Raw genomic sequence first — 22835 nt, forward strand, 5'->3', positions numbered from 1 at the left:
GGCAAGGGCGCGCCGTACGGGTCGAAGACCTCGTCCGCCTCCGCCGTCGGCGCCAACAGCCACCCGCGTAGAGCGGCAGCGGCCCGCACCAGAGCGCGGGCACGTTCGACCACACCGTCCTCCAGCGGAGGGAGCGTGGCCGGGTCTATGGCGCGGACCAGCCTGGTGAACTCCTTCAGGGTGAAGGTGCGCAGGCCCGCGGAGTGGCCCATGGAGATGACCTGGGCGCGGTGGTCGCGGGTCGCGGTGAGGACCAGGTCGGCCCTGATGACGTGGTCGTCGAGGAGCTCGCGGCCGACGAAGCCGGAGGGGTCCGCGCCGAAGTCCGCGAGGACCGTCTCGGCGTTGGCCTCCATGGGGGCGCCCTCGTGCCCCCAGGTGCCGGCGCTCTCGACGATGAGTCCGCCCCACAGGGGATCGCCCAGCCGGTCCGCGAGGGCATGGCGGGTCAGCCGCTCGGTGATCGGCGAGCGGCACACGTTGCCGGTGCTGACGTGGAGGATGCGGAAGGACCCCCTGGGGGACCCATTGGTCCCCGTGATCCCCGTGCCTATGCCACGCCCCGCGTCAGGGGCTGTCAATTCGCCACCTCGAGGTCGGGTACGACCTTCCGGAGCTCCTCCGCCGACAGGGCACCCGCACGCAGCAGGACCGGCACCTTGCCGGTGACGTCGACGATCGAGGAGGGAACGTTGCCGGGGGTCGGACCGCCGTCCAGGTACACGGAGACGGAGTCGCCGAGCATCTCCTGCGCGGCGTCACAGTCCTCCGGCGCCGGGTGGCCCGTCAGGTTCGCGGAGGAGACGGCCATCGGGCCGACCTCCGTCAGCAGTTCGATGGCGACCGGGTGCAGCGGCATACGGATGGCCACCGTGCCCCGGGTGTCGCCCAAGTCCCACTGCAGGGACGGCTGGTGCTTGGCGACAAGGGTGAGCGCACCCGGCCAGAACGCGTCGACGAGCTCCCAGGCCATCTCGGAGAAGTCCGTGACGAGGCCGTGCAGGGTGTTCGGGGAGCCGATGAGGACAGGGGTGGGCATGTTGCGGCCCCGGCCCTTGGCCTCAAGAAGGTCGGCGACGGCTTCCGAGGTGAACGCGTCGGCGCCGATGCCGTACACCGTGTCCGTCGGGAGGACCACCAGCTCGCCACGGCGGACGGCGGACGCGGCCTCACGCAGACCGGTGATGCGGTCGGTCGCGTCGTTGGTGTCGTATCGCCGTGCCATCTAGCGGGCCTCCTCGTACGCGTACTGCTGGCTGGGGGTCACGATGCGCGCGCTCACGGCATCGCCTTGCGGGCGGTCGCGAACCGCGGCCGGTTGTTGAGGTCCGGGTGGTCGGCCGCGTCGGCCCAGCCCCGCTCCTCGGTGAAGATCCACGGCACCTGCCCGCCCTGGGTGTCGGCGTGCTCGATGACGACGACACCGCCGGGGCGCAGCAGCCGGTGCGCGGTGCGCTCGATGCCACGGATGAGGTCCAGTCCGTCCTCGCCCGAGAACAGGGCGAGTTCGGGATCGTAGTCCCGGGCCTCCGGCGCCACGTACTCCCATTCCGTGAGCGGGATGTACGGCGGGTTGGAGATCACCAGGTCCACCTGGCCGTCGAGGTCCCTGAAGGCTTCCAGGGCGTCTCCCTGGCGCAGGTCGACCCTGGACCCCTCGACGTTCTTGCGCGTCCACCGGAGGGCGTCCTCGGACAGCTCCACGGCGTGTACACGGGAGCGCGGGACCTCCTGCGCGAGCGCGAGCGCGATGGCGCCCGAGCCGGTGCACAGGTCGACGATCAGCGGCTCGACGACATCCATCGCGCGGACGGCGTCTATGGCCCAGCCGACGACGGACTCCGTCTCCGGACGCGGGACGAACACCCCGGGGCCCACCTGGAGTTCCAGATAGCGGAAGTAGGCGTGCCCGGTGATGTGCTGGAGCGGCTCGCGGGCCTCGCGGCGCGCGGTCACCTCCCAGTAGCGGGCGTCGAAGTCCACGTCCTTGACGGTGTGCAGCTCGCCCCGCTTCACGCCGTGCACGAAGGCGGCGAGCTCCTCCGCGTCGTTGCGCGGCGAGGGCACGCCGGCGTCGGCCAGCCGCTGGGTGGCCTGGGCCACTTCCGCGAGCAGCAGGTTCACGCTGGTCCTCCGGGGCTGAGCTGTTGTCGTACGGCTTGACGAGCAGGGCTTACAGGTACGGCCTCACAAAGCTGCGTCCGGCCGCCCGGCCGTTGCGCCGTTCGGCCGTCCGCCGTTCCGCCTTACGCGGCCGCGAGCTTCGCGGCCGAGTCGGCGTCGACGCACGCCTGGATCATCGCGTCGAGGTCCCCGTCGAGCACCTGGTCCAAGTTGTACGCCTTGAATCCGACGCGGTGGTCCGAGATGCGGTTCTCCGGGAAGTTGTACGTACGGATCTTCTCGGAGCGGTCGACGGTGCGGACCTGGCTGCGGCGGGCGTCCGCGGCCTCACGCTCCGCTTCCTCCTGCGCCGCGGCGAGGAGCCTGGAGCGCAGGATACGCATCGCCTGCTCCTTGTTCTGCAGCTGGCTCTTCTCGTTCTGGCAGGAGGCGACGACTCCGGTCGGAATGTGCGTGATACGCACCGCGGAGTCGGTCGTGTTGACGGACTGGCCGCCGGGGCCCGACGAACGGTAGACGTCGATGCGCAGGTCGTTCGCGTGGATCTCGACGTCGACCTCCTCGGCCTCGGGCGTGACCAGCACACCGGCCGCGGAGGTGTGGATACGGCCCTGCGACTCGGTCGAGGGCACCCGCTGCACGCGGTGCACCCCGCCCTCGTACTTCAGGCGCGCCCAGACACCCTGACCGGGCTCGGTGGCACCCTGGCCGCCCTTGGTCTTCACCGCGACCTGGACGTCCTTGTAGCCGCCGAGCTCGGACTCGGTGGAGTCGATGATCTCGGTCTTCCAGCCGACACGCTCGGCGTAGCGCAGGTACATGCGCAGCAGGTCGCCGGCGAACAGGGCAGACTCGTCACCACCCGCGCCCGCCTTGATCTCGAGGATGACGTCCTTGTCGTCGCTGGGGTCGCGCGGGACCAGCAGCAGGCGGAGCTTCTCGGTGAGCTCCTCGCGCTGCTTCTCCAGCTCCTTGACCTCGGCCGCGAAGTCGGGGTCGTCGGCGGCGAACTCCTTCGCCGTGCCGATGTCGTCCCCGGTCTGCTTCCAGGAGCGGTACGTCGCGACGATCGGGGTCAGCTCGGCGTAGCGCTTGTTCAGCTTGCGCGCGTTGGCCTGGTCGGCGTGGACCGACGGGTCAGCGAGCTTCTTCTCCAGATCGGCGTGCTCGCCGATGAGTTCCTCGACCGCCTCGAACATCTCCGGCTCCAATGGACTGTCCCCAGCTCCATCATGGGCTCAGGGACGTAGGTAAGACGAATGTGGGGGCTGCACCGCAAAGCGCCGGCCCCGGCGCCCCCGTGCCGGGGACGCCGAAGACCGGCGCTGTGGGCTCGCTACTTCTTGGCAGCGGCAGCCTTGCCGAAGCGGGCCTCGAAGCGGGCCACGCGGCCACCGGTGTCGAGGATCTTCTGCTTGCCCGTGTAGAACGGGTGGCACTCGGAGCAGACCTCGGCGCGGATGGAACCGCTGGAGATCGTGCTACGGGTGGTGAACGACGCGCCACAGGTGCAGCTGACCTGCGTCTCGACGTACTCGGGGTGGATGTCGCGCTTCAAGGTGTCTCCTAGTTTCGGGAGGGCGCCGGGTCGCCACCGCGGGATGCGGGTGCGTGAACCGGAGCCGACGTACCAGTCTGCCAGGACTGGCGCCATCCCCCAAAACCGGGGGCTTGGATGATCTATTCCCGAGCCTGTGTACGGGGCTCGTACGGGCCCCGGCGCGGCCTCCGTACCGGCTTCAGCTCGAGCTGACGACGCCCTTCGCGGTGCCCGTGGCCGTGCCCTTCGTGGCCGCCTTCGGGATCGTCCGGTCGTTCTTCAGGGCGGTCCACACCAGCTGCGCCTTGGCCTTGTCGACGAGGACGCGGTTGGCGTCCACGCTGTCGTACTGGACCGGCATCGTCACCATGTTCATGTTCGACGAGCTGATGCCCTTGAGGCCGTTGGCGAAGGACGCGAGGCTCTTGACCGTGCCGAGGTCGGAGTCGGTGGTGACGGTCTTGGTCGCGGTGTCGGCGAGGTCGTACAGCTTCGTGGGGCTGGACAGCACGCCGATGTGCTTGACCTGGTTGACCAGGGCCTTGATGAACGCCTGCTGGAGCTGGATGCGGCCGAGGTCGGAGCCGTCGCCGACGCCGTGCCGGGTGCGGACGAGGCCGAGCGCCTGCTGTCCGTCGAGCGTGTGCGTGCCGGCGGTCAGGTTCAGATGGCTGTCGGGGTCCTTGATGTTCTTGGTGGTGGTCACCCGAACGCCGTCGAGGTCGTCGATGAGCTTCTGGAAGCCGCTGAAGTCGACCTCGATGTAGTGGTCCATGCGGATACCGGACATGGATTCGACGGTCTTCACCGCGCAGGCGGCCCCGCCGGTGGAGTACGCGGAGTTGAACATCACGCCGGTCGCGGCGTCGTGGGTGACGCCCTTGGCGTCGGTGCAGGAGGGGCGCGGGACGAGGGTGTCGCGGGGTATGGAGACCACGCTGGCCTTCTTGTGGCCCTCGTATATGTGCACGATCATCGCCGTGTCCGAGCGGGCGCTGCCGTCGTCGGTGCCGCCGCCCAGCTTCTTGTTGCCGCCGGAGCGGGTGTCGGAGCCCAGGACCAGGATGTTCTCGGAGCCGTTGTCGACCTTCAGCGGCCGGTCGGTGCCGAGGGCCTGGTTGATGTCGACGGTCTTGATGTTGCCGTTGAGCTTGAAGTACAGGTACCCGGCGCCGGTGCCCCCCAGCACCACGATGCCCGCCGCGGTCCAGGCCGTGATGAGCAGGGCCTTGCTCCGCGTGCCGCGCGGCTTGCGGCGGCTGCCCTTCGCACGGCGACGCGGGACGCTCGTTCCGGGATCACCCGGTGTGCCGGGTTCCGGCATGCTCTCGGCAGGCATGTGCTCCTCTTGTCCTCGTCGCGGTCGGTTACCCCCTGCTTTCAGGGCCAAGCCCGGTTCGGTGCGCCAAGTAGTGCCTCATGGTCGCTCCGTACGGTCAGACGGGGAAACTCGGGCAAGGGTTGCACAACGCACGGCGCCCACCGCGTGGCGCGATGGGCACAGTGCGTGACGGACAGGCTGGAGGGAAACCCCGCTCACCTGCGATTTCAGCCGAAGATGTCGTACTGCTTGAAATCAGTGCCGATCTTGACGGCTGTGGCAAAGATCTCGCTGGTCGCGTTGCCGGTACCGGGGTAGAGGTACAGCGTGCCGGCGGGCGTACGGGCCAGGAAGTCGGCCTTGCCGTCACCGGTCACGTCGCCCACCGCGTCGAAGGCGTTGTAGCCGGCCCAGGTGCGCACCTTGATCCGGCTGGAGAACGCGCCGGAACCCGACTTGCCGGTGCCCTTGAAGAGATAGACGTACGAGCCGGTCTTGCTGCGCGCGATCAGGTCGGCCTTGCCGTCGCCGGTGAAGTCGCCGTGGGCGCGCAGGGAGTTGTACTGGTTCCAGCCGGAGCTCACCTTGACGCGGGCCGAGAAGGTGCCGTTGCCCTTGCCCGGGTAGATCCACAGGACGCCGCCGGAGTCGACCGAGAGCAGGTCGGGCAGGGCGTCACCGGTGACGTCGCCCGGGGCGACGACGCGGGTGCGGGTCTTCCAGTCGCTGAAGAGCTTGGTGTCGGCCCACTTGCCCGTGGACGTCAGGTAGTGCCACCAGTGGATGTCGCCGTTGGAGGTGCGGCGCTCGACGACGTCCTGGTAGCCGTCCCGGTCGAGGTCGGTCTGCAGGACGACGTTCGACGTGCTCCAGCCGCCCCACGACTGCCCGGCGCCGAACGAGGTGCCCTTGGAGTCCTTCTCGTACAGCGTCTTGGTGGAGGAGTTGCGGACGAACAGGTCGGCCTTGTGGTCACCGCTCAGGTTCGTGTCGTCGACGCGCGGATAGGCGGCACCGACGTACGTGCTCACCTTGGTGAAGACGCTGTACGCGCCCTTCTCGACGCAGTCCGTCACGCCCCAGGAGACGACGCCCACGATGCGGCCGCCCACGATCAGCGGGCCGCCGGAGTCGCCGTTGCAGGCGGAGGTGGTGCCGGTGTCGCTGCCCGTCGCGGGGTTGCCCGCGCAGACCATGTGACCCTTGATGAACTCGCCGCCGTAGTAGCCGCCGCACGTGGCGTCGGACTTGATGGGCAGCGTGGCCGTCTTCAGGGTCCCGGAGATGTCCTGGGTCGCGGAGGAGGTGCGGCCCCAGCCGTAGAGCGTCGCCTTGGTGCCGGAGGCGTACGAGGCGGTGTCGCCCGACGTCGTCATCCGGATCGGCTTGGCCTTGACGGGCCCGTCCAGCGTGAGGACCGCGATGTCGTTGTTGATGGTCGACGCGTTGTAGGAGGGGTGGTTCCACTGCCGCCAGACGGCGCTGGCGGTGCCGCCGTGCAGATCGGTTCCGCCCGCCGAGGGAAGCTGAGAAGTGCCGGTGACGACACTGCCGTGGGCCTTCCAGTCGAACCCCTTGACGCAGTGCGCGGCGGTGAGGATCTTCGTCGGCGAGACGACGGAGCCGGCGCAGAAGAAGCCGACGTCGTCGCTGGTGCTGCCGGTGCCCTTGTCGTCGGAGTACAGGAGCTGGGCCATCCACGGGGCGGTGGTGATGGTGGTCGTGGTGCCGCCGATGATCTTCGGGTCGACGGAGGCGCCGCTCGTGTTCGCGCTCGCGCTCGTGCCCGTGCTCGTACCGGTGGTCGCGGTCTTGCCCGTACCTGTACCCGTGCTCGCGCCGGCGCTCGTGCTCGTGCTCGGGGAGGACTTCGTCGTCGGCTGTCCGGCCGTGCCGTCACTCGCGAGGGCCCCGGCGATCCGCTTCTCCAGCGTGGCCAGGCTCGGCGAGGTGCCGGTCGTACTGGCGAGCGGAGCCGGCTGCGTGGTGGCGGCGTTCGCCGACGACATCAGGAGCGCACCCCCGACGGCCGCCGCCAGAGCCGCCGCCGCGACGGGCACGGCGATGCGTATCCGGCGTCTGTGACGACCGCGCCCGGACATGGATGTATCCACTCAAGTCCCCCCTGAGACTCATGCGTTGGAAGAGAGCGCGATCGTACAGGTGTCCCAGGCAGCACAAAGGGCCGCCCCCGTCACCGGGAGCGGCCCTCAGCTGTGCGGATGTCGTCAGTCGTTGCCCGGCATCGGCGTCGTCTTCTGGATCTGCAGCAGGAACTCGGCGTTCGACTTCGTCTGCTTCATCTTGTCGAGCAGCAGCTCGATCGCCTGCTGCTGGTCGAGCGCGTGCAGCACGCGACGCAGCTTCCAGGTGATGGCGAGCTCGTCGCTGCCGAGCAGGATCTCTTCCTTACGGGTACCGGACGCGTCGACGTCCACCGCCGGGAAGATGCGCTTGTCGGCGAGCTTCCGGTCGAGCTTGAGCTCGGCGTTGCCCGTGCCCTTGAACTCCTCGAAGATGACCTCGTCCATGCGCGAGCCGGTGTCGACGAGCGCGGTCGCGAGGATGGTCAGCGAGCCGCCGTCCTCGATGTTGCGCGCCGCACCGAAGAAGCGCTTCGGCGGGTAGAGGGCCGTCGAGTCGACACCACCGGACAGGATGCGGCCGGAGGCCGGGGCGGCGAGGTTGTACGCACGGCCCAGACGCGTGATCGAGTCGAGCAGGACGACGACGTCGTGGCCCAGTTCCACGAGGCGCTTGGCACGCTCGATGGCGAGCTCGGCGACCGTGGTGTGGTCCTCGGCCGGGCGGTCGAAGGTCGAGGAGATGACCTCGCCCTTGACCGACCGCTGCATGTCGGTGACCTCTTCCGGACGCTCGTCGACCAGGACGACCATCAGGTGGCACTCGGGGTTGTTGTGCGTGATCGCGTTGGCGATCGCCTGCATGATCATGGTCTTGCCGGTCTTCGGCGGGGCCACGATCAGACCACGCTGGCCCTTGCCGATCGGCGCGACGAGGTCGATGATGCGGGTCGTCAGCACACCCGGGTCCGTCTCCAGGCGGAGGCGGTCCTGCGGGTAAAGGGGCGTCAGCTTGTTGAACTCCGGTCGCCCGCGCCCGGAGTCGGGGGCCATGCCGTTGGTCGAGTCCAGGCGAACGAGCGCGTTGAACTTCTCGCGGCGCTCGCCGTCCTTGGGCTGACGGACCGCACCCGTGACGTGGTCGCCCTTGCGCAGCCCGTTCTTGCGGACCTGGGCGAGGGAGACGTACACGTCGTTCGGGCCCGGCAGGTAGCCGGACGTACGGATGAACGCGTAGTTGTCGAGGATGTCCAGGATGCCCGCGACGGGGATCAGGACGTCGTCGTCGGCGAGCTGCGGCTCGTTGGTGGCGAACTCGTCGCGGCCACGACGGCCCCGACGGTCGCGGTAGCGCCCGCGGCGGCCGCGGCGACCACCCTCGAAGTCGTCGTCGTCCTGCGGGCCGTTGTCACGCTGCTGGCGGTCCTGGCGGTCCTGACGGCCGCCGCCCTGCTGCTGACGGTCCTGACGGTCCTGGCGCTGCTGACCGGCGCCACCCTGGCCCTGGCCCTGGCCCTGCTGCTCGTCGCCCTTGCCACCGCGGCGGTCACGGTCACGGCCGCCACGCTCGCGGTCGCCACGCTCGCCGCGGTCACGGCGGTCCCGGCGGCCCTGCCGACCGTCGACGCCGTCACCGGCGTCGGTCCTGGTCTCGGCGGGGGCCTCGACGACGGCGGCCTTCGGCTCGCTCTTCGCCTCGGCGGTGACCGTCTCGGGGCTGCCGGCCTCGGCCACGGCACGGCGACGGCGACGCTCACCCGCGGGGGCGTCGTCGCTGGCCGGCTGGCCGGGGATCTCGATCTGCTGCTGGGCCACGGCCTTCTCGGCCGCGGGCTTCTCGGCGGCCTTCTTCTCGGCGGCCGGAGCGGCGTCGTCGCCGGTACGGGCCTTGGAGGTGGCCCGGCGCTTCGGCTTGGTCTCGGTGGCGGCCTCGGCCTTGGCCGGGGCACCCCCGCCCGCCTGCGCCTCCTTGATGACCTCGATCAGCTGGCTCTTGCGCATCCGCGCGGTGCCCCTGATACCGAGGCCGGACGCGACCTGCTGCAGCTCGGCCAGCACCATGCCCTCGAGGCCGGTACCGCGGCGCCGCCGGGAGCCGGCACCGGAGGCAGGCGCGGCAGAGGCGTCCGTGGCGGGCGCGGCAGCGGTCTCCTCGACACGTGCGCCCATCAGATCGGTGGTGTCGCTCACGAAGGGTCCTTCCCTGGAGCGGACGTCGGCCTGTCTGGCTCGGCGACCGGTTGTGCTGTCCGGCATTGGTCCTTGCTGTGTGGACCGTGCCGGGGCGGTGGTCCGCCAAAGAGGCGGAAGACATATCTGGTGATGACGATTCCGGAGCCGTGGCACTGAATTGCGGTGTCATCGACACGGTCACGCCGGTTCCGGAGCGTGCTCAGCACTGCTCAGCGCATAGCACCCAATGCATGGCACAAAGCAGTTTGGGAGGCTCCCGGAAGAATGGTTGTCCCGGACGGGGACACGAAGCACCTCGCCATGGTGGGGTCGGGTGCAGACTTGAGGTTAACACTACCGGATCCAACAAACATTCCCCCTCTCCAAATCCGGCAACCGCGCGCTTTTAATGGACGCCCGCCGGGGCGAGCGGCAGGACGCACGCCCCCGCCTCGTCGAGGTCCAGCCGATTGGCGGCCCAGCCCTGACCTGCGAGATGAGCGACCTTGTCGGCGGATTCCTCGTCGGCCAGCGCGAGGACGGTGGGGCCCGCGCCGGAGATCACCGCGGGGATGCCGTCGGCCCGCAACCGCTCCACCAGCGCCGCGCTCTCCGGCATGGCCGGGGCGCGGTACTCCTGGTGCAGCCGGTCCTCGGTGGCGGGCAGCAGCAGCTCGGGGCGCCGGCTGAGGGCCTCGACGAGCAGTGCGGCCCGGCCCGCGTTGGCGGCGGCGTCGACGTGCGGAACGGTGCGCGGCAGCAGACCGCGCGCGGTCTCGGTGAGCACCGGCTTTCCGGGTACGAAAACCACCGGAACGATGGAATCGGCAGGGTCCATCCTGATCGCCCGCGCGGCTCCGGCCTCCATCCAGGAGAGCGTGAATCCGCCGAGCAGACAGGCCGCGACATTGTCGGGATGACCCTCGATCTCGGTGGCGAGCTCAAGAAGCGCGGTGTCGTCGAGTTTGCTGTCGCCGCCTATGGTCACGGCGCGCGCGGCGACGATTCCGGCGCAGATGGCGGCCGAGGAGGAGCCGAGGCCCCGCCCGTGCGGAATGCGATTGGCGCAGACGATCTCGAGGCCGCGCGGTTGTCCGCCCAGCAGATCGAAGGCGGTGCGCAGGGAGCGTACGAGGAGGTGATTCTCGTCGCGGGGCAGCGTCTCACTGCCCTCACCTGCGATGTCGATGTGCAGCCCGGAGTCGGCCACCCGGACGACCACGTCGTCGTACAGCCCCAGTGACAGGCCGAAGGCGTCGAAGCCCGGCCCGAGGTTGGCGCTGGTGGCGGGGACGCGCACCCGGACGGCGGCGGCGCGGAACGCTGGACCGGCCATCGCTCGATGACTCTCCTTGAGCTGCGTGATGTACGAGATTTTCGATGTGCTGCGAGAGGAACTGTGTGTTTCGGATGAACTCGGATGAACTGCGAGAGGGACTGCGATACGTACGGAAGACCCGGAGACCGCAGTGACTGCCCTGACTGCACTGACGGCGCGGCACCGCGGCATATGCGGCGGGCGGGTTCGGTACAGCCTATCGAAGGAAGGTTCTGTGGCGACATAGGGCGCACAGGAGGCGCACGATGCGTGTCGTAAGCCCCCCGTGCACCCCCTGTCGGGTTGCGGTAGGGGTGACCTTGGCAGCGGCAGGATTTCGCCAACTTCTGGCGAATTCCGCCCGCCGCCAATGGCCTCTGACAGGCCCCGACGGCTTTTGGCGGATGTGCGCCAGGCGGCTTTACGCCACTCTGCCCACCCCGCCGTCCGCCGGTCCGAGCCCCTTCGTCTTACGGCCCTTTCGCCTTACGCCAGTCCGAGCCGCTCCGCCGCCGCGGCCGCGTCCACAGGAACGGTAACCGGCTGCGGGGCGCCCGCAACGGCCCAGTCCGGATCCTTGAGCCCGTTTCCAGTGACCGTGCAGACGATCCGCTGGCCGGGGTCGACCTTGCCCTGCTCGGCGGCCTTCAGCAGACCGGCGACCGACGCGGCGGACGCGGGCTCGACGAAAACTCCCTCCTGCGCGGCCAACAGCCGGTAGGCGCGCAGGATCTCACGGTCCGTCACCTCGTCGATGAAGCCGCCGGACTCGTCCCGCGCGGCCAGCGCGAACTTCCACGAGGCCGGGTTGCCGATGCGGATCGCCGTGGCGATCGTCGAGGGGTCCTTGACGACCTCGCCGCGCACGATGGGCGCGGAACCGGAGGCCTGGAAGCCCCACATGCGCGGGGTACGCCCGGCGACGCCGTCGGCGGCGTACTCCGTGTAGCCCTTCCAGTACGCGGTGATGTTGCCCGCGTTGCCCACCGGCAGGACGTGGATGTCGGGCGCGTCGCCGAGCATGTCCACGATCTCGAAGGCGGCGGTCTTCTGGCCCTCGATGCGCACCGGGTTGACCGAATTGACCAGCGCCACCGGGTAGTTGTCGGACAGCGAGCGCGCGAGCGTCAGGCAGTCGTCGAAGTTGCCGTCGACCTGGAGGATCTTCGCCCCGTGCACGAGGGCCTGGCCCATCTTGCCGATGGCGATCTTGCCCTGCGGGACGAGCACGGCACACACCATGCCCGCACGCACGGCGTACGCGGCGGCGGAGGCGGACGTATTGCCGGTGGAGGCGCAGATGACAGCCTTCGCGCCCTCCTCCTTGGCCCGCGTGATGGCCATGGTCATACCGCGGTCCTTGAAGGACCCGGTCGGGTTGGCGCCCTCCACCTTCAGGTGGACCTCGCAGCCCGTGCGCTCGGAGAGCACCTGCGCGGGCACGAGCGGCGTACCGCCCTCACGGAGCGTCACGACCGGCGTGCTGTCGGACACCGGAAGCCGGTCCCGGTACTCCTCGATGATTCCGCGCCACTGGTGGGTCATTGCTGGTTACTCTCCTTCAACCCGCATGATGCTGGCGACACCCCGCACGGTGTCGAGGCTGCGCAGCGCCTCCACGGTCCCGTTCAGGGACGCGTCGGACGCTCGGTGGGTGACGACGACGAGAGAGGCCTCGCCGTCCTTGCCCTGCTGGCGCACCGTATCGATCGATACGCCGTGCTCGGCGAAAACGGTGGCCACCTGGGCGAGAACACCAGGTTTGTCCGCCACGTCGAGGCTGATGTGGTAGCGCGTCACGACCTCGCCCATGGGCGAGACGGGCAGCTGGGTGTACGCGGAGTCGCCGGGCCCGGTCGCGCCGCTGAGCTTGTTGCGGCAGACGGCGACGAGGTCACCGAGCACGGCGGACGCGGTCGGGGCGCCGCCGGCGCCCGGCCCGTAGAACATGAGCTGCCCGGCGGCATCCGACTCTACGAACACCGCGTTGTACGCGCCGCGCACGGAGGCGAGGGGGTGGCTCAGCGGAATCATCGCCGGATGCACGCGCGCCGTCACCGATCCCCCGTCCGCCGCCCGCTCACAGATGGCGAGCAGCTTGATGGTGCAGCCCATCTCCTTCGCCGAGGCGAAGTCGGCGGCGGTGACCTCGGTCATGCCCTCGCGGTACACGTCGTCGAGGCGCACACGCGTGTGGAAGGCGATTCCGGCGAGGATGGCGGCCTTGGCGGCCGCGTCGAACGCCTCGACGTCGGCGGTCGGGTCGGCTTCGGCGTACCCGAGCGCGGTGGCCTCGTCGAGGGCTTCCTGATAGCCGGCCCCGGTGGAGTCCATCTTGTCGAGGATGAAGTTCGTCGTCCCGTTGACGATCCCCATCACGCGGTTGATCTTGTCGCCGGCGAGGGACTCGCGCAGCGGCCGGATCAGCGGGATGGCGCCGGCGACGGCGGCCTCGTAGTAGAGGTCACGGCTGTTCGCGTCCGCCGCCGCGTGCAGGGCCGCCCCGTCCTGGGCGAGGAGCGCCTTGTTGGCGGAGACGACGGAGGCACCGTGCTCGAAGGCGGTGGTGATGAGGGAGCGGGCGGGCTCGATACCGCCGATGACCTCGACGACGACGTCGATGTCCCCGCGTTTGACCAGGGCGGTGGCGTCGGTGGTGACGAGCTCGGGGTCGATGCCCTCGCGCACCTTGGAGGGCCGGCGGACGGCCACGCCCGCCAGCTCGACGGGGGCCCCGATCCTGGCTGCGAGGTCGTCGGCGTGCGTCGTCATGATGCGCGCCACCTCTGAGCCGACAACCCCACAGCCCAGCAGCGCCACCTTCAGCGGACGCGTACGCATCATCCGACCTCGTTTCCTCATACCGTCTACGGTTGGACCAGTCTCACTCACCGGACGGGAGTTTCTATCCCTGGTCCGGATCGTGAGACATCTATTTCATTTTTCCGACAGGCGGCGGCAGGAGATCTTCCACCTGCGCCGACCGTCCGTTCCGACCTCGATCAGCCGGTCATTCCGACCTCTACCAGCCGGTCATTCCCCCCGCGACCAGCCACGGTCGTTCCTCCCTCGACCGGCCGGTCATCCGACGTCGAGACGCAGGAGGTCCTCCTCCGTCTCCCGGCGGACGATCACCCGGGCCTCGCCGTCGCGCACGGCGACGACCGGCGGGCGCAGGGCGTGGTTGTAGTTGCTGGCCATGGACCGACAGTAGGCGCCCGTGGCGGGTACGGCGATGAGATCGCCAGGGGCCAGATCGGAGGGCAGGAAGGCGTCCTTGACCACGATGTCGCCACTCTCGCAGTGCTTGCCGACGACGCGGACGAGCATGGGCTCGGCGTCGGAGGTACGCGAGACGAGGGCGACGCTGTACTCGGCGTCGTACAGCGCGGTCCGAATGTTGTCGGACATGCCCCCGTCGACGGAGACGTACGTCCGCAGCCCTTCGAGCGGCTTGATGGTGCCGACCTCGTACAGCGTGAAGGCGGTGGGCCCGACGATGGCGCGCCCCGGCTCGACCGAGATCCGAGGCGTCCGCAGCTTCGCGGCCTCGCACTCCCGCGTGACGATCTCGCCGAGCGCCTTCGCGATCTCGTGCGGCTCGCTGGGATCGTCGTCGCTCGTGTACGCGATGCCGAGACCACCACCGAGGTCGATCTCGGGCAGCTCGACCCCGTGCTCGTCACGAACGGCGGCCAGCAGCGACACCACGCGCCGGGCGGCGACCTCGAACCCGGCCATGTCGAAGATCTGCGAACCGATGTGCGAGTGGATGCCCACGAGCTCGAGCCCGTCGAGCGCGAGCGCCCGCCGCACCGCCTCCGCGGCCTGACCGTCGGCCAGCGCGATCCCGAACTTCTGGTCCTCGTGGGCGGTGGCGATGAACTCGTGGGTGTGCGCCTCGACCCCCACGGTCACGCGGATCTGCACCCGCTGCCGCTTGCCGAGGGACTGTGCGATGTGGGCGACGCGGACGATCTCCTGGAAGGAGTCGAGAACGATCCGCCCGACCCCGCTCACGATGGCGGTGGTGATCTCTTCCTCGGACTTGTTGTTGCCGTGGAAGGCGATGCGGTCGGCGGGCATCCCGGCGGAGAGGGCGGTGGCGAGCTCACCGCCGGAGCACACGTCGAGGTTGAGCCCCTCCTCGTGCAGCCACCGCACGACGGCGCGAGAGAGGAAGGCCTTCCCGGCGTAGAAGACGTCGGCGTCGTGCCCGAAGGCGGTACGCCAGGCACGGGCGCGCTCGCGGAAGTCGGTCTCGTCGATGAAATAGGCGGGGGTGCCGAACTCCTCGGCGAGCCTGGTGACTTCCATCCCGCCGACGCTGACGACGCCGTCGTCCGTACGGCTGACGGTGTGCGCCCAGACCTTGGGGTCGAGGGCGTTGAGGTCGGCGGGCGGGGCGCTGTAGTGGCCCTCGGGGAGGACATCGGCGTGACGGGGCCCGGCGGGGTGTGCGGAACGGCTCATTTTTCTCTCACAGACGGTCACAGATAGTCAGGGGCGCTGATGCCGAGCAGGGACAGGCCGCCGGCCAGCACCGTCCCGGCGGCTTCGGCGAGCGCGAGCCGGGCGCGGTGGGCGGCCGAGGGTTTCTCGTCGCCGAGCGGCAGCACGGTGTGCTGGAAGGCGAGGAGGGCGTCGGCGGTGGTGACGAGGTGCCGGGCGAGCCGGTCGGGCGCGCGGTGCAGCGCCGCCTGCGTCAGCACGGCCGGATACCCGGCGAGCGCCCCGACGAGCTCGTCGCCGCCGGGTACGTCTTCGGGTACGTCACCGGGGTCGCCGGTGCAGCCGAGCGCGGCGGCGTTACGGGTGAGGGCCCGGGTGCGGGCGTGGGCGTACCGGACCCGGAAGAGGGGGTTGCTCTCCCGCTGAAGCAGGTGATCGGCACTGATCCGCGGCCGATCGTGGGACGCGGGGTGCAGCAGGGCCCACCGGGCGGCGTCGGGGCCGAGGGGGGTGGGGTCTTCGGGGGCGGGAGTGGGGCGGAGGGTGGTGATCCGGAGGTGCGGGCGCGGGCGGCGGGGGCGCGGGGGATCGGCCTGCGGCGCCTTGGTGCGTGGGGGCTCGTCGTGCGAGGGCTGAGCGCCGGCTGTCTTGGCCTCCAAGAGGTCGGTGCCGGCGGGCTCGGCGCCCGAGAGGTCTGTGGCCGCGGGCTCGGCGCACGAGAACTCGGTGCCTGCGGGCTCGGCGCACGAGGTATGGATGTGGTGCACCTCCGCACGGCCGCCCTGGGTGGCCACGATCCGTACGAGCGTGTCGGCGACGACTTCGGCCCGGATGTCGTACGGGATCCGGAGCGGGACGATCTGCCCGGCAAGTACATCGCCGTGCCCATAGGCGGCACGCCGACGCTGGATCTCCCGTACGAGTGAGGCGCCCGCGCCACCTCCCAGCCGAATGTTGAGGAACCCCGGCCCGGTGATCTCGACGTCGGCGACACCTTCGCTGCGGGTGAGGTGGGGCCGCAGGATCTCCGCGACCTGCTGTGCCGGCCGCCCGGCGGGCCGCGCCAACTGCAACGCGATGTTCGTGGCGTAGTCCCCACACCCACCCGGCCCCGGCGGCGTCACCACCGCCCGCACCGGTACGACCACGCTCAGCTCCCCCTCGTCCACGGCACGACGCACCGCGCGCAGCACGGTACGGGAGAGCTCGACGGGGGTCACGGGACAAGCGTAGGGGAGGAGGGGGGTGGGCAGGCGACTCGATTTGGCAAGGGTCCGGGATGTGGACGGGGTACGGAGGGCGAGGGTGTTCGGGGTAGGGGTACGGCCACTCGGACGACATGCAGGGACGCCGGCGAAGTAGGGCCGAAGCCGCACGCCGACCGCATCCGGCCGCCGGAACCCCACCACTCCCACGCAACACCGATCACCGACACGCGGACGGGCACGCGCCCGCAGGGCCGACCACCGCCGACTCCTCACCCCTCAGCGGCGCGGCGCCCGCTCAATGCCCGGCACGCTGAGCCTCCTCGGCCCCGAGCTCATCGGAACCGAACGCCTCCCCGCCAAAAGCACCGCCACCACCGCCCCCACTCCCTCGCCGCTCCATCAACTCCCGCACGAGCCGCACGAGTTCGGCAGGTTCAAAGGGCTTGGCAAGAAAGGCGTCAACGCCGACGTCGAGCCCGCTCTCGACCTCGTACTGCGTACAGGCACTGACGATGGCGAGGGGAAGATTCCGGGTCCGGGGGTCGGCACGCAGCCGGGCGGCGGTACGCAACCCGTCGAGCCGAGGCATGACCACATCCAGGGTCACCACATCGGGCCGCACGTGATGCACGACGTCCAGGCATTCGGCACCGTCGGCCGCGGTCACGACCTCGATGCCCTCCAGCTCGAGATTGACCCTGATCAGCTGCCGGATGACCTTGTTGTCGTCCACAACAAGCACCCGGCCGGACGCGCCTGGCACAACTCGAGAGTAGGTCCGCGCCCACCGCGCCGTCCGGGTTTTCCCCACTTCCACCCCCGTGCGGGGGCGGCGACCACCCCATGGACGCCCCCGCGGACGCCTCCACTCCTCCTCCCCCGAACACCGCCTCGCCCCCACATAAACCCATGCCAGTCCCCCACGAAAGAGCTGGTAGGGTTCTACCCGTCGCCGCGAACACCGCGCCCGACACGCCCCCGTAGCTCAGGGGATAGAGCAACGGCCTCCGGAGCCGTGTGCGCAGGTTCGAATCCTGCCGGGGGCACAGAAGCCGGAACAGCGTGATCAACCCGCTGACCTGCTGAAGTGCCAGACATCAAGAGCCGGACCCAGTCTCACTGGGTCCGGCTCTTTGTCATTGCTCATCACTGCTCGCGATAGACCTGCGCTAGAACGCACTCTCAGCGTGACGCACCGCCCAGAGCCATGAGGCCCCTCAGGCGCGTCGATCAGCAGGTCTATCGCCGCACCATGCCTGTCATGCGCTAGGCCGAACCGGAAGGCGTCTTCCCATTTAAAAAAAATAACCGCCAGGCGATTTATTTGGGTGTACGGTCGAGGAACGAGAACGGCGGTTCGAAGCGTCGCATCCGGGAAGATCAACGCGCTTCGAACCGCCGTGGCCGGCCCTTGGGGCCTCAATGGAAGGGTACGTCAATGTCCACGAGCAGCAACGATGCGACGGTCGCCACTGCGGCTGATCGACTGCGCGGGGGTTCCATCACCATTCCCGCCAAGTTCGAAGCGATCGGCTTCCTGTCGTACGCCGGCGTCATGTCTAAGATCACTTTCACCGTGCCGTTCAAGGAGGTAGCTGAGCGGCTGACCTTCGAACGGCTCCTCACCCGTCACGACTTCGACACCGAGAGCCTGACCACGCCGGGCCAGCGAGACATCAGCGAGAAGCACGCGGAGAAGATTGCCACCTTCCTTACCGAGAGCGATCGGCCGTATCTCGGCACGCTTACGATCGCCATCCCGGAAGACCAGGTACAAGTCGAAAGGCTTCAGCAGGTCGCCAACGGTGTGTGGCTGGTGAAGGTCATCGTTCCGGTGACGAGCGAGAACCCGATCGTCGAAGACGGACAGCACCGCGTCAAGGGGCTGACGGACGCGTGGCGAACCGTCATGAAGGACCCCAACTCCGAGGAGTTCGCCGAGGCGCGCGAGATGCTGGAGCAGAGCAGCATTGAGATGACCCTTCTCCTGGAGGGTGACCCGTCGGTGCTGTCTACTATCTTCGTCAAGATGGCCAGCACGCGCCCCATCAGCGCGAGCCTCATCGCGATCATGGACAGCAGCGCTGTACAGAACGTGCTGGGCCAGCAAGTGACGCGCAAGAGTCGCTACCTGTCGGACCGCACCACCTATCTCGGAGCGAAGGCCGCACAGAAACTCGCGGCGTCGAAGGGCCGGAAGTACGACCCGCTCTACCCCGCAGCTGCCGTAAGGTCGGCCGCGGCCGCAATCGCAGGAGTCGGTGTGCGCGACCGTACTCCCGACCAGCGCGAGGACATCCTCAACCAGATCTTCACCGACCGCGCCAAGAGGGAAGGCCGCTCGCTGGAGCAGATCATCGAGGCCACCTCCACCGAGATCGTGGCGATCCTCGACTACGCCTTCACCCGTATCCCTGGGTGGAAGCAGATGGCCAGCGACAGGCTGACGGCTGCGGAGTTCAAGAAGGACTACGTGCACTCCTCGGCGGCCGGGCTCCACGTCATCGCGAACGTCATCGCGGCTGCACGCCTCGCCGGTCTCGACGCTCGTCACGTTGTCGATGAGCTTGCCAAGCTCCCTTGGCGGCGCGACAACCTCCGCAAGGCATCGAGGGATGGGGAAGAGGTCTACGTGCACGAGCTGTTCGAGGACACGCTCGTCCGATCTGCGTTCGATGCCAAGACAGGTACTTGGAAGGCAGGCCAGGCGGGTGCGACTCGCGGGGCTTACGAGGAGGCGACCCGTAAGGTGATCGCTACCTTCTCCCGCCAGTCCAAGGAGCTTGCGGCCATGCAGGAGTTGCCGGTGCTCTCTGGTCTCGGTCTGGTAACCGCCGGCCGCGGTCGGCCTCGTAAGAAGTAGCCCGCTTGTACGTGAGGGGGCAGGCCCGTCATGGGGCTTGCCCCCCACTTTCTCCTCAGTCCCTGGGGCAGGGCCCGGAGCGAGTCGCGCCGGGCCCTCACTAACGACTACGCCTCGGGGTCCCCCTCACCCTCCCAGGCGAGTTCCTTTTCGATCTTCTTGTTCATGGCCTCCTCCTGGCCGTAGATGCATCCCTCGTAGACGCGGTGGATCACCTCGGGCGAGTTGCCGACCCGACGCGCGACCTCGGCCACTGGCACGCCGGCGTTCAGCCACGTCGTGATGCAGGTGTGCCGTAGGTCGTACGGCCGCCCCCCGAGGATGGACGCCTGAAGGTCCGGAGAGAGCGCGTACTCCCGAGCGTCCCGCCACACGCGCCAATAGGTGCTGCTGCCCACGAGACCGCCCCGCTCGTTCGTGAAGAGCCGCCCGTCCTTGGCCGTGCCGAACTCCTTCAGGTGGGCGCGGAGCATGGCCACGAGCGGTGGGGGGATCGGGACCGGCCGGTCTTCCTTGGCCTCCCTCGACTTCAGGCCGCGCTTGTCGTGGCGCTCTCCGCTGTCTGTCCACTGCTTGCCCGACACGGGGTGCGTGTCGTGCAGCGTCAGAACGCCCCACCCCTTCTCCGGGAGAAAGCAATCAGCCTTCCTGAGGCCCACAGCCTCACTCGGGCGGAGCCCCGCGAAGTACATGACCGCGTAGAAGCCGACCAGGCGCCGGCCCTTCTTGCGGTCCCATGTCCCGACGTACGAGACCGAGGCGAGGAGTTGAGCAGCCTGCGTCTTGTTCACGAGAACGCGGGGGTCCACACGGTCCGATGAGGAGCTCTTCACCCTCTTGATGGAGATGAGTGGGTTCTCCGTCAGAAGCTTGCGCTCGATGGCGTATTCAACTGCTGTGTTGAGCGCGCGCCGACGACGACGGGAGGTCTCCCCCGCCGCGGGGGTGCCGTCCAGTTTGAAGGAGATCCGATACTGAACATCGCGAAGAACCTTCGGGTCTTCCAGCGAGGAGACGAGAAGCGATTTCTTGGAGATCCACCCGTAGGCGTCTTCAAGTTCCTCCGGCGGGTCAAGTTCGGCGTTCTTGGGAATGACCGCCCATCGGAAGGCGAGGCGCAGCTCTTCTGGTGACGGCATCTTCTGTTCCTGCTCCACCATGGCCAGCGTCACCGCGGCGAGCCCGTCGGCGATGCCCTCACGGGTCTTGGCCGCAGCGGTCGGCCAGCGCATCGCCATGTACTCGCGACAGAACGCGAACCAGGGCAGTTCTTCACGGACTTGCTCGGCAGCAACCTCAGCCCGTACCTCGGATTCAGGCAGTCCGTCCGTGATGCGGAATGCCTCGCCACGGCGCATTGCCTGCCACAGTTCAGATCTGCGGCTTTCTGCGAGAGCCGCCGTGGCGAAGGTGGCGCTACTGACCTTTCCTCCAACTTTCCAACGGAGTTGGTAGGGACGGGTCTTGCTCTGCGCCTTGGACACTTTCCACAGGCGCACATCGAGCGAAAACCCTTCCGGGGCCGAGCTGTTGCTCTGCTCGGCCCCACCGTCGGTGTCGTTCGTCACGCGCTCTCCTCCAGCGTCTGGAGCCACCGACTCAGTTCGGACCGGCGGATTCGCACCGCGCCGTTCGGGAGCTTGATGGACTTCGGGCCCTTCTTGTACTGCCGCCAGCGGTAGAAGGTCGCTCGCGGTACGCCTATCTCTTCGATCACTTCGGGGATGGTCAGCATCTCGTCGCGGGGCTTGGCCACGACTCCTCCTCGGGCGAGAGGGTCAAGGGAAGGTGGTGGGACCGGACGGGAGCCGCCACAGAAACCACGAAAACCACAGAAACCCTGGATTGGTGGGCTGACCTGCGGCGATACCGAGCGGTGGAGGCTGCCACAGAAATCGCGGAAAGTTCCACAGAAATAGGCGGCCGGACCGGCGAGGGCCGGTGGCGGGTTATTTCTGTGGCTTCTCGGTTGGTTTCTGTGGCAGCGCTCCGCAGGCTCCTGACAGGGCTGTCTGTGCTGGTCAGGGGCTTGGCGGGGTTATTTCTGTGATTCTGTGGTTTCTGTGGCGGGGGTCAGGCGGTCGGGTCGGTCAGGCGGGGGTGGATGAGGTAGCGGGGGGAGGGTGGCCGGCCTCGTCCTCCGGTGCGCTGGACGGCTTGGGCGCGCACGTAGCCGTGGTCTTCCAGCAGCGCCAGCACCGGATCGAGGTCGTTGGCGGTGCGGAACTCGGAGCGGGAGAGCTTGACCATCAGGTCCCGCTTGCTGACCTCACGCCACCCGTGGGCGTGGAGCACTTCCAGCACGGTGCGGGCGCGCTCGACGATGCGGTCGGCGCCCATGGAGTCGAACGCGGCGAGGCTGTGGCTGATGAAGTACTCGGCCAGCGAGATCGCGTCGCGCATGGTCGCTTCCGCCACGGGCACCGTGTGCCCTTTGGTGAGGTGTTCGGCGAGGTGGAGCAGGGCGGCCATGCGCGCGGTTGCGCCGACCAGCTTGCCGCCCCAATCGCCGATCTGGCCCATGATGCCGCCGCGGGCTTCCAGCATCGGTTCCACCCGTGCCTGAAAGGCTTTCAGGGCGGCGACTGCCTCGGGGGTGAGCTGGATGAGGGCCGGATCGGTCCATTCGGCGAGGAACAGCGTCAGGTCGAGGACGTGGCGCCGGTAGGTCTCCATCACCTGCTCGGGGATGGGGTCCGGCTCGATCTTGCGGCGGCCCACCAGCGACTCAGGAACCGAGTAGAGGAACCTGCCGAGCAGACCGCGGCCCTTGAACCCGTCCTGACGTCCGATGTCGTCCAAGACCTGCGGCTGCACGCACAACCCCATGGTGAGGGCGGGGTGTTCGATGTATTCCTCGCGGGTCTGCCGGTCGACCTTGAGCCGGTCTCCGGCGTGGCCTTTGAGGAAGACGCCCATGTTGGGCTTGCCGGAGTAGCGTCCGGCGATGATGTCGAAGATGTCGCCCTCCGCGGACATGACGGAGATCCGGCCCCCCTGCTCCGCCATGCGGGAGGTGACCGTCTCGGCGGTGGTGTCGTCGGCGAGCAACTGCGGTTTGGCCGGCACGCTGACGCTCTCCGCGGTCTGCGCCAGCGCGATCGCAGTGGAGACCAGTTCGTCCCGCTCGTCCGCGCCTGCCGTGGCTGCCTTGGACGCGGCCTTGTCGGCTGCCTCCTTGGCGAGCCGGGCGGTCATCTCGGCTTCCACGATGGCCGGTTGGGTGAGCGTGCGGAGCTGCTGTTCGGCCTCGTACAGAGGGTCGGTGAGCAGGCCGAACACGGCGGACTTCCGGTTGGCTGGCGGCAGCGAGACGACGACGTAGAGGTTGGTGGGCTCGCGCCAGTGCCCGCGCACCTGCACGACCGCCCTTCCGCCCGCCGCGGTAGCTAGCACGGACAGGGCGATGCATCCGGCGAGGTCGACGGGGGTCTGTGTCTCCTCGGCGACCGCGGCCACGAACTCCCGCAGCCACCCCGGAAGGGAGGCTGTGGGGAAGGGAGCGAGCTTGCGGGGTCCAGCGAGGGGAACGGGGTCCTCCCACACGGGTGCGGGCGGCTCGTCGAGGGTGGGCAGTCCGGCCCACAGGTCGGTGTTGTCCACAGGCTGTGCGGTCATGAGGCTGCCCTCCCTTCGGTGGGATCGCCGACGTGCGGGTCAGAGCCAAAGACAGTGCGGACGCCTTCGGCGACGTTCCTTCGGTCGCCTACGGTGACCCATAGTGCGGCCTGCGTGGCGTTCTGAGGCTGTTTC

The 22835-nt window shown here is 68.8% G+C and carries 18 protein-coding genes and 1 tRNA gene; 2 read left to right on the forward strand and 17 right to left on the reverse strand.

Going from position 1 to position 22835, the window contains the following annotated elements:
* The 14 genes from ACZ7M3_RS42690 to ACZ7M3_RS42755 form a co-directional block, all read right to left on the reverse strand.
* Window positions 1–581 (reverse strand): arsenate reductase/protein-tyrosine-phosphatase family protein (locus tag ACZ7M3_RS42690; RefSeq protein ID WP_472070965.1); only part of this gene is annotated, 581 nt, incomplete at its 3' end.
* Window positions 578–1225 carry an L-threonylcarbamoyladenylate synthase gene (locus ACZ7M3_RS42695; protein WP_054233231.1) on the reverse strand — a complete coding sequence of 216 codons (648 nt, stop codon included), beginning with the start codon at window positions 1223–1225 and terminating at the stop codon, window positions 578–580. The genes ACZ7M3_RS42695 and ACZ7M3_RS42690, both read right to left, overlap by 4 nt.
* 53 nt (window positions 1226–1278) lie before the next feature.
* Window positions 1279–2124: a peptide chain release factor N(5)-glutamine methyltransferase gene (prmC, locus tag ACZ7M3_RS42700; RefSeq protein WP_402035807.1), complete on the reverse strand. Its 846-nt coding sequence runs from the start codon at window positions 2122–2124 to the stop codon at window positions 1279–1281.
* Between the two features lie 122 nt (window positions 2125–2246).
* Window positions 2247–3323 carry a peptide chain release factor 1 gene (gene prfA, locus ACZ7M3_RS42705; RefSeq protein ID WP_054233261.1) on the reverse strand — a complete coding sequence of 359 codons (1077 nt, stop codon included), beginning with the start codon at window positions 3321–3323 and terminating at the stop codon, window positions 2247–2249.
* Between the two features lie 137 nt (window positions 3324–3460).
* Window positions 3461–3682 carry a 50S ribosomal protein L31 gene (gene rpmE / locus ACZ7M3_RS42710; RefSeq protein WP_033323852.1) on the reverse strand — a complete coding sequence of 74 codons (222 nt, stop codon included), beginning with the start codon at window positions 3680–3682 and terminating at the stop codon, window positions 3461–3463.
* A gap of 181 nt (window positions 3683–3863) precedes the next feature.
* Window positions 3864–5003, reverse strand: coding sequence for an LCP family protein (locus ACZ7M3_RS42715; protein ID WP_472070967.1), 1140 nt, complete (start codon window positions 5001–5003; stop codon window positions 3864–3866).
* A gap of 209 nt (window positions 5004–5212) precedes the next feature.
* The gene (locus tag ACZ7M3_RS42720; RefSeq protein WP_472070969.1) at window positions 5213–7087 is read right to left on the reverse strand and encodes a trypsin-like serine protease; all 1875 of its coding nucleotides are present in this window, start codon (window positions 7085–7087) and stop codon (window positions 5213–5215) included.
* A gap of 126 nt (window positions 7088–7213) precedes the next feature.
* Window positions 7214–9259, reverse strand: a complete 2046-nt coding sequence (gene rho, locus ACZ7M3_RS42725; protein ID WP_472070971.1) for a transcription termination factor Rho — start codon at window positions 9257–9259, stop codon at window positions 7214–7216.
* A 388-nt stretch (window positions 9260–9647) separates the two neighbouring features.
* Window positions 9648–10577 carry a homoserine kinase gene (gene thrB / locus ACZ7M3_RS42730; RefSeq protein WP_054233236.1) on the reverse strand — a complete coding sequence of 310 codons (930 nt, stop codon included), beginning with the start codon at window positions 10575–10577 and terminating at the stop codon, window positions 9648–9650.
* A 468-nt stretch (window positions 10578–11045) separates the two neighbouring features.
* Window positions 11046–12104, reverse strand: a complete 1059-nt coding sequence (gene thrC, locus ACZ7M3_RS42735; RefSeq protein ID WP_472070973.1) for a threonine synthase — start codon at window positions 12102–12104, stop codon at window positions 11046–11048.
* A 6-nt stretch (window positions 12105–12110) separates the two neighbouring features.
* Window positions 12111–13400: a homoserine dehydrogenase gene (locus tag ACZ7M3_RS42740; protein ID WP_472071062.1), complete on the reverse strand. Its 1290-nt coding sequence runs from the start codon at window positions 13398–13400 to the stop codon at window positions 12111–12113.
* 240 nt (window positions 13401–13640) lie between these two features.
* A complete protein-coding gene (gene lysA, locus ACZ7M3_RS42745; RefSeq protein WP_472070975.1) occupies window positions 13641–15032 on the reverse strand; it encodes a diaminopimelate decarboxylase in 1392 nt (463 codons plus the stop codon).
* A 17-nt stretch (window positions 15033–15049) separates the two neighbouring features.
* Window positions 15050–16231 (reverse strand): ArgS-related anticodon-binding protein NrtL, encoded by a 1182-nt coding sequence (nrtL, locus tag ACZ7M3_RS42750; RefSeq protein ID WP_472070977.1) that lies wholly within the window; start codon window positions 16229–16231, stop codon window positions 15050–15052.
* Window positions 16232–16514: 283 nt separating this feature from the next.
* Window positions 16515–17036, reverse strand: coding sequence for a response regulator (locus ACZ7M3_RS42755; RefSeq protein ID WP_452963614.1), 522 nt, complete (start codon window positions 17034–17036; stop codon window positions 16515–16517).
* Between the two features lie 157 nt (window positions 17037–17193).
* Here ACZ7M3_RS42755 and ACZ7M3_RS42760 point away from each other — a divergent pair.
* Both ACZ7M3_RS42760 and ACZ7M3_RS42765 read left to right on the forward strand, forming a co-directional pair.
* Window positions 17194–17265, forward strand: a tRNA-Arg gene (locus ACZ7M3_RS42760).
* Window positions 17266–17657: 392 nt separating this feature from the next.
* A complete protein-coding gene (locus tag ACZ7M3_RS42765) occupies window positions 17658–19082 on the forward strand; it encodes a DNA sulfur modification protein DndB (RefSeq protein WP_472070979.1) in 1425 nt (474 codons plus the stop codon).
* Between the two features lie 107 nt (window positions 19083–19189).
* On the opposite strand, the gene ACZ7M3_RS42770 is transcribed toward ACZ7M3_RS42765, so the two are convergent.
* The 3 genes from ACZ7M3_RS42770 to ACZ7M3_RS42780 form a co-directional block, all read right to left on the reverse strand.
* Complete coding sequence (locus tag ACZ7M3_RS42770; protein ID WP_472070981.1) at window positions 19190–20650, reverse strand: tyrosine-type recombinase/integrase; 1461 nt, start codon at window positions 20648–20650, stop codon at window positions 19190–19192.
* On the reverse strand, window positions 20647–20838 hold the full coding sequence (locus ACZ7M3_RS42775) for a helix-turn-helix transcriptional regulator (RefSeq protein ID WP_101400676.1): 192 nt from the start codon (window positions 20836–20838) through the stop codon (window positions 20647–20649). The genes ACZ7M3_RS42770 and ACZ7M3_RS42775 overlap by 4 nt, the downstream gene beginning before the upstream one ends.
* A 317-nt stretch (window positions 20839–21155) precedes the next feature.
* Window positions 21156–22700 carry a YfjI family protein gene (locus ACZ7M3_RS42780; RefSeq protein WP_472070983.1) on the reverse strand — a complete coding sequence of 515 codons (1545 nt, stop codon included), beginning with the start codon at window positions 22698–22700 and terminating at the stop codon, window positions 21156–21158.
* Between the last annotated feature and the right edge of the window lie 135 nt (window positions 22701–22835).

This window comes from Streptomyces sp. NPDC111656 (assembly GCF_055656965.1).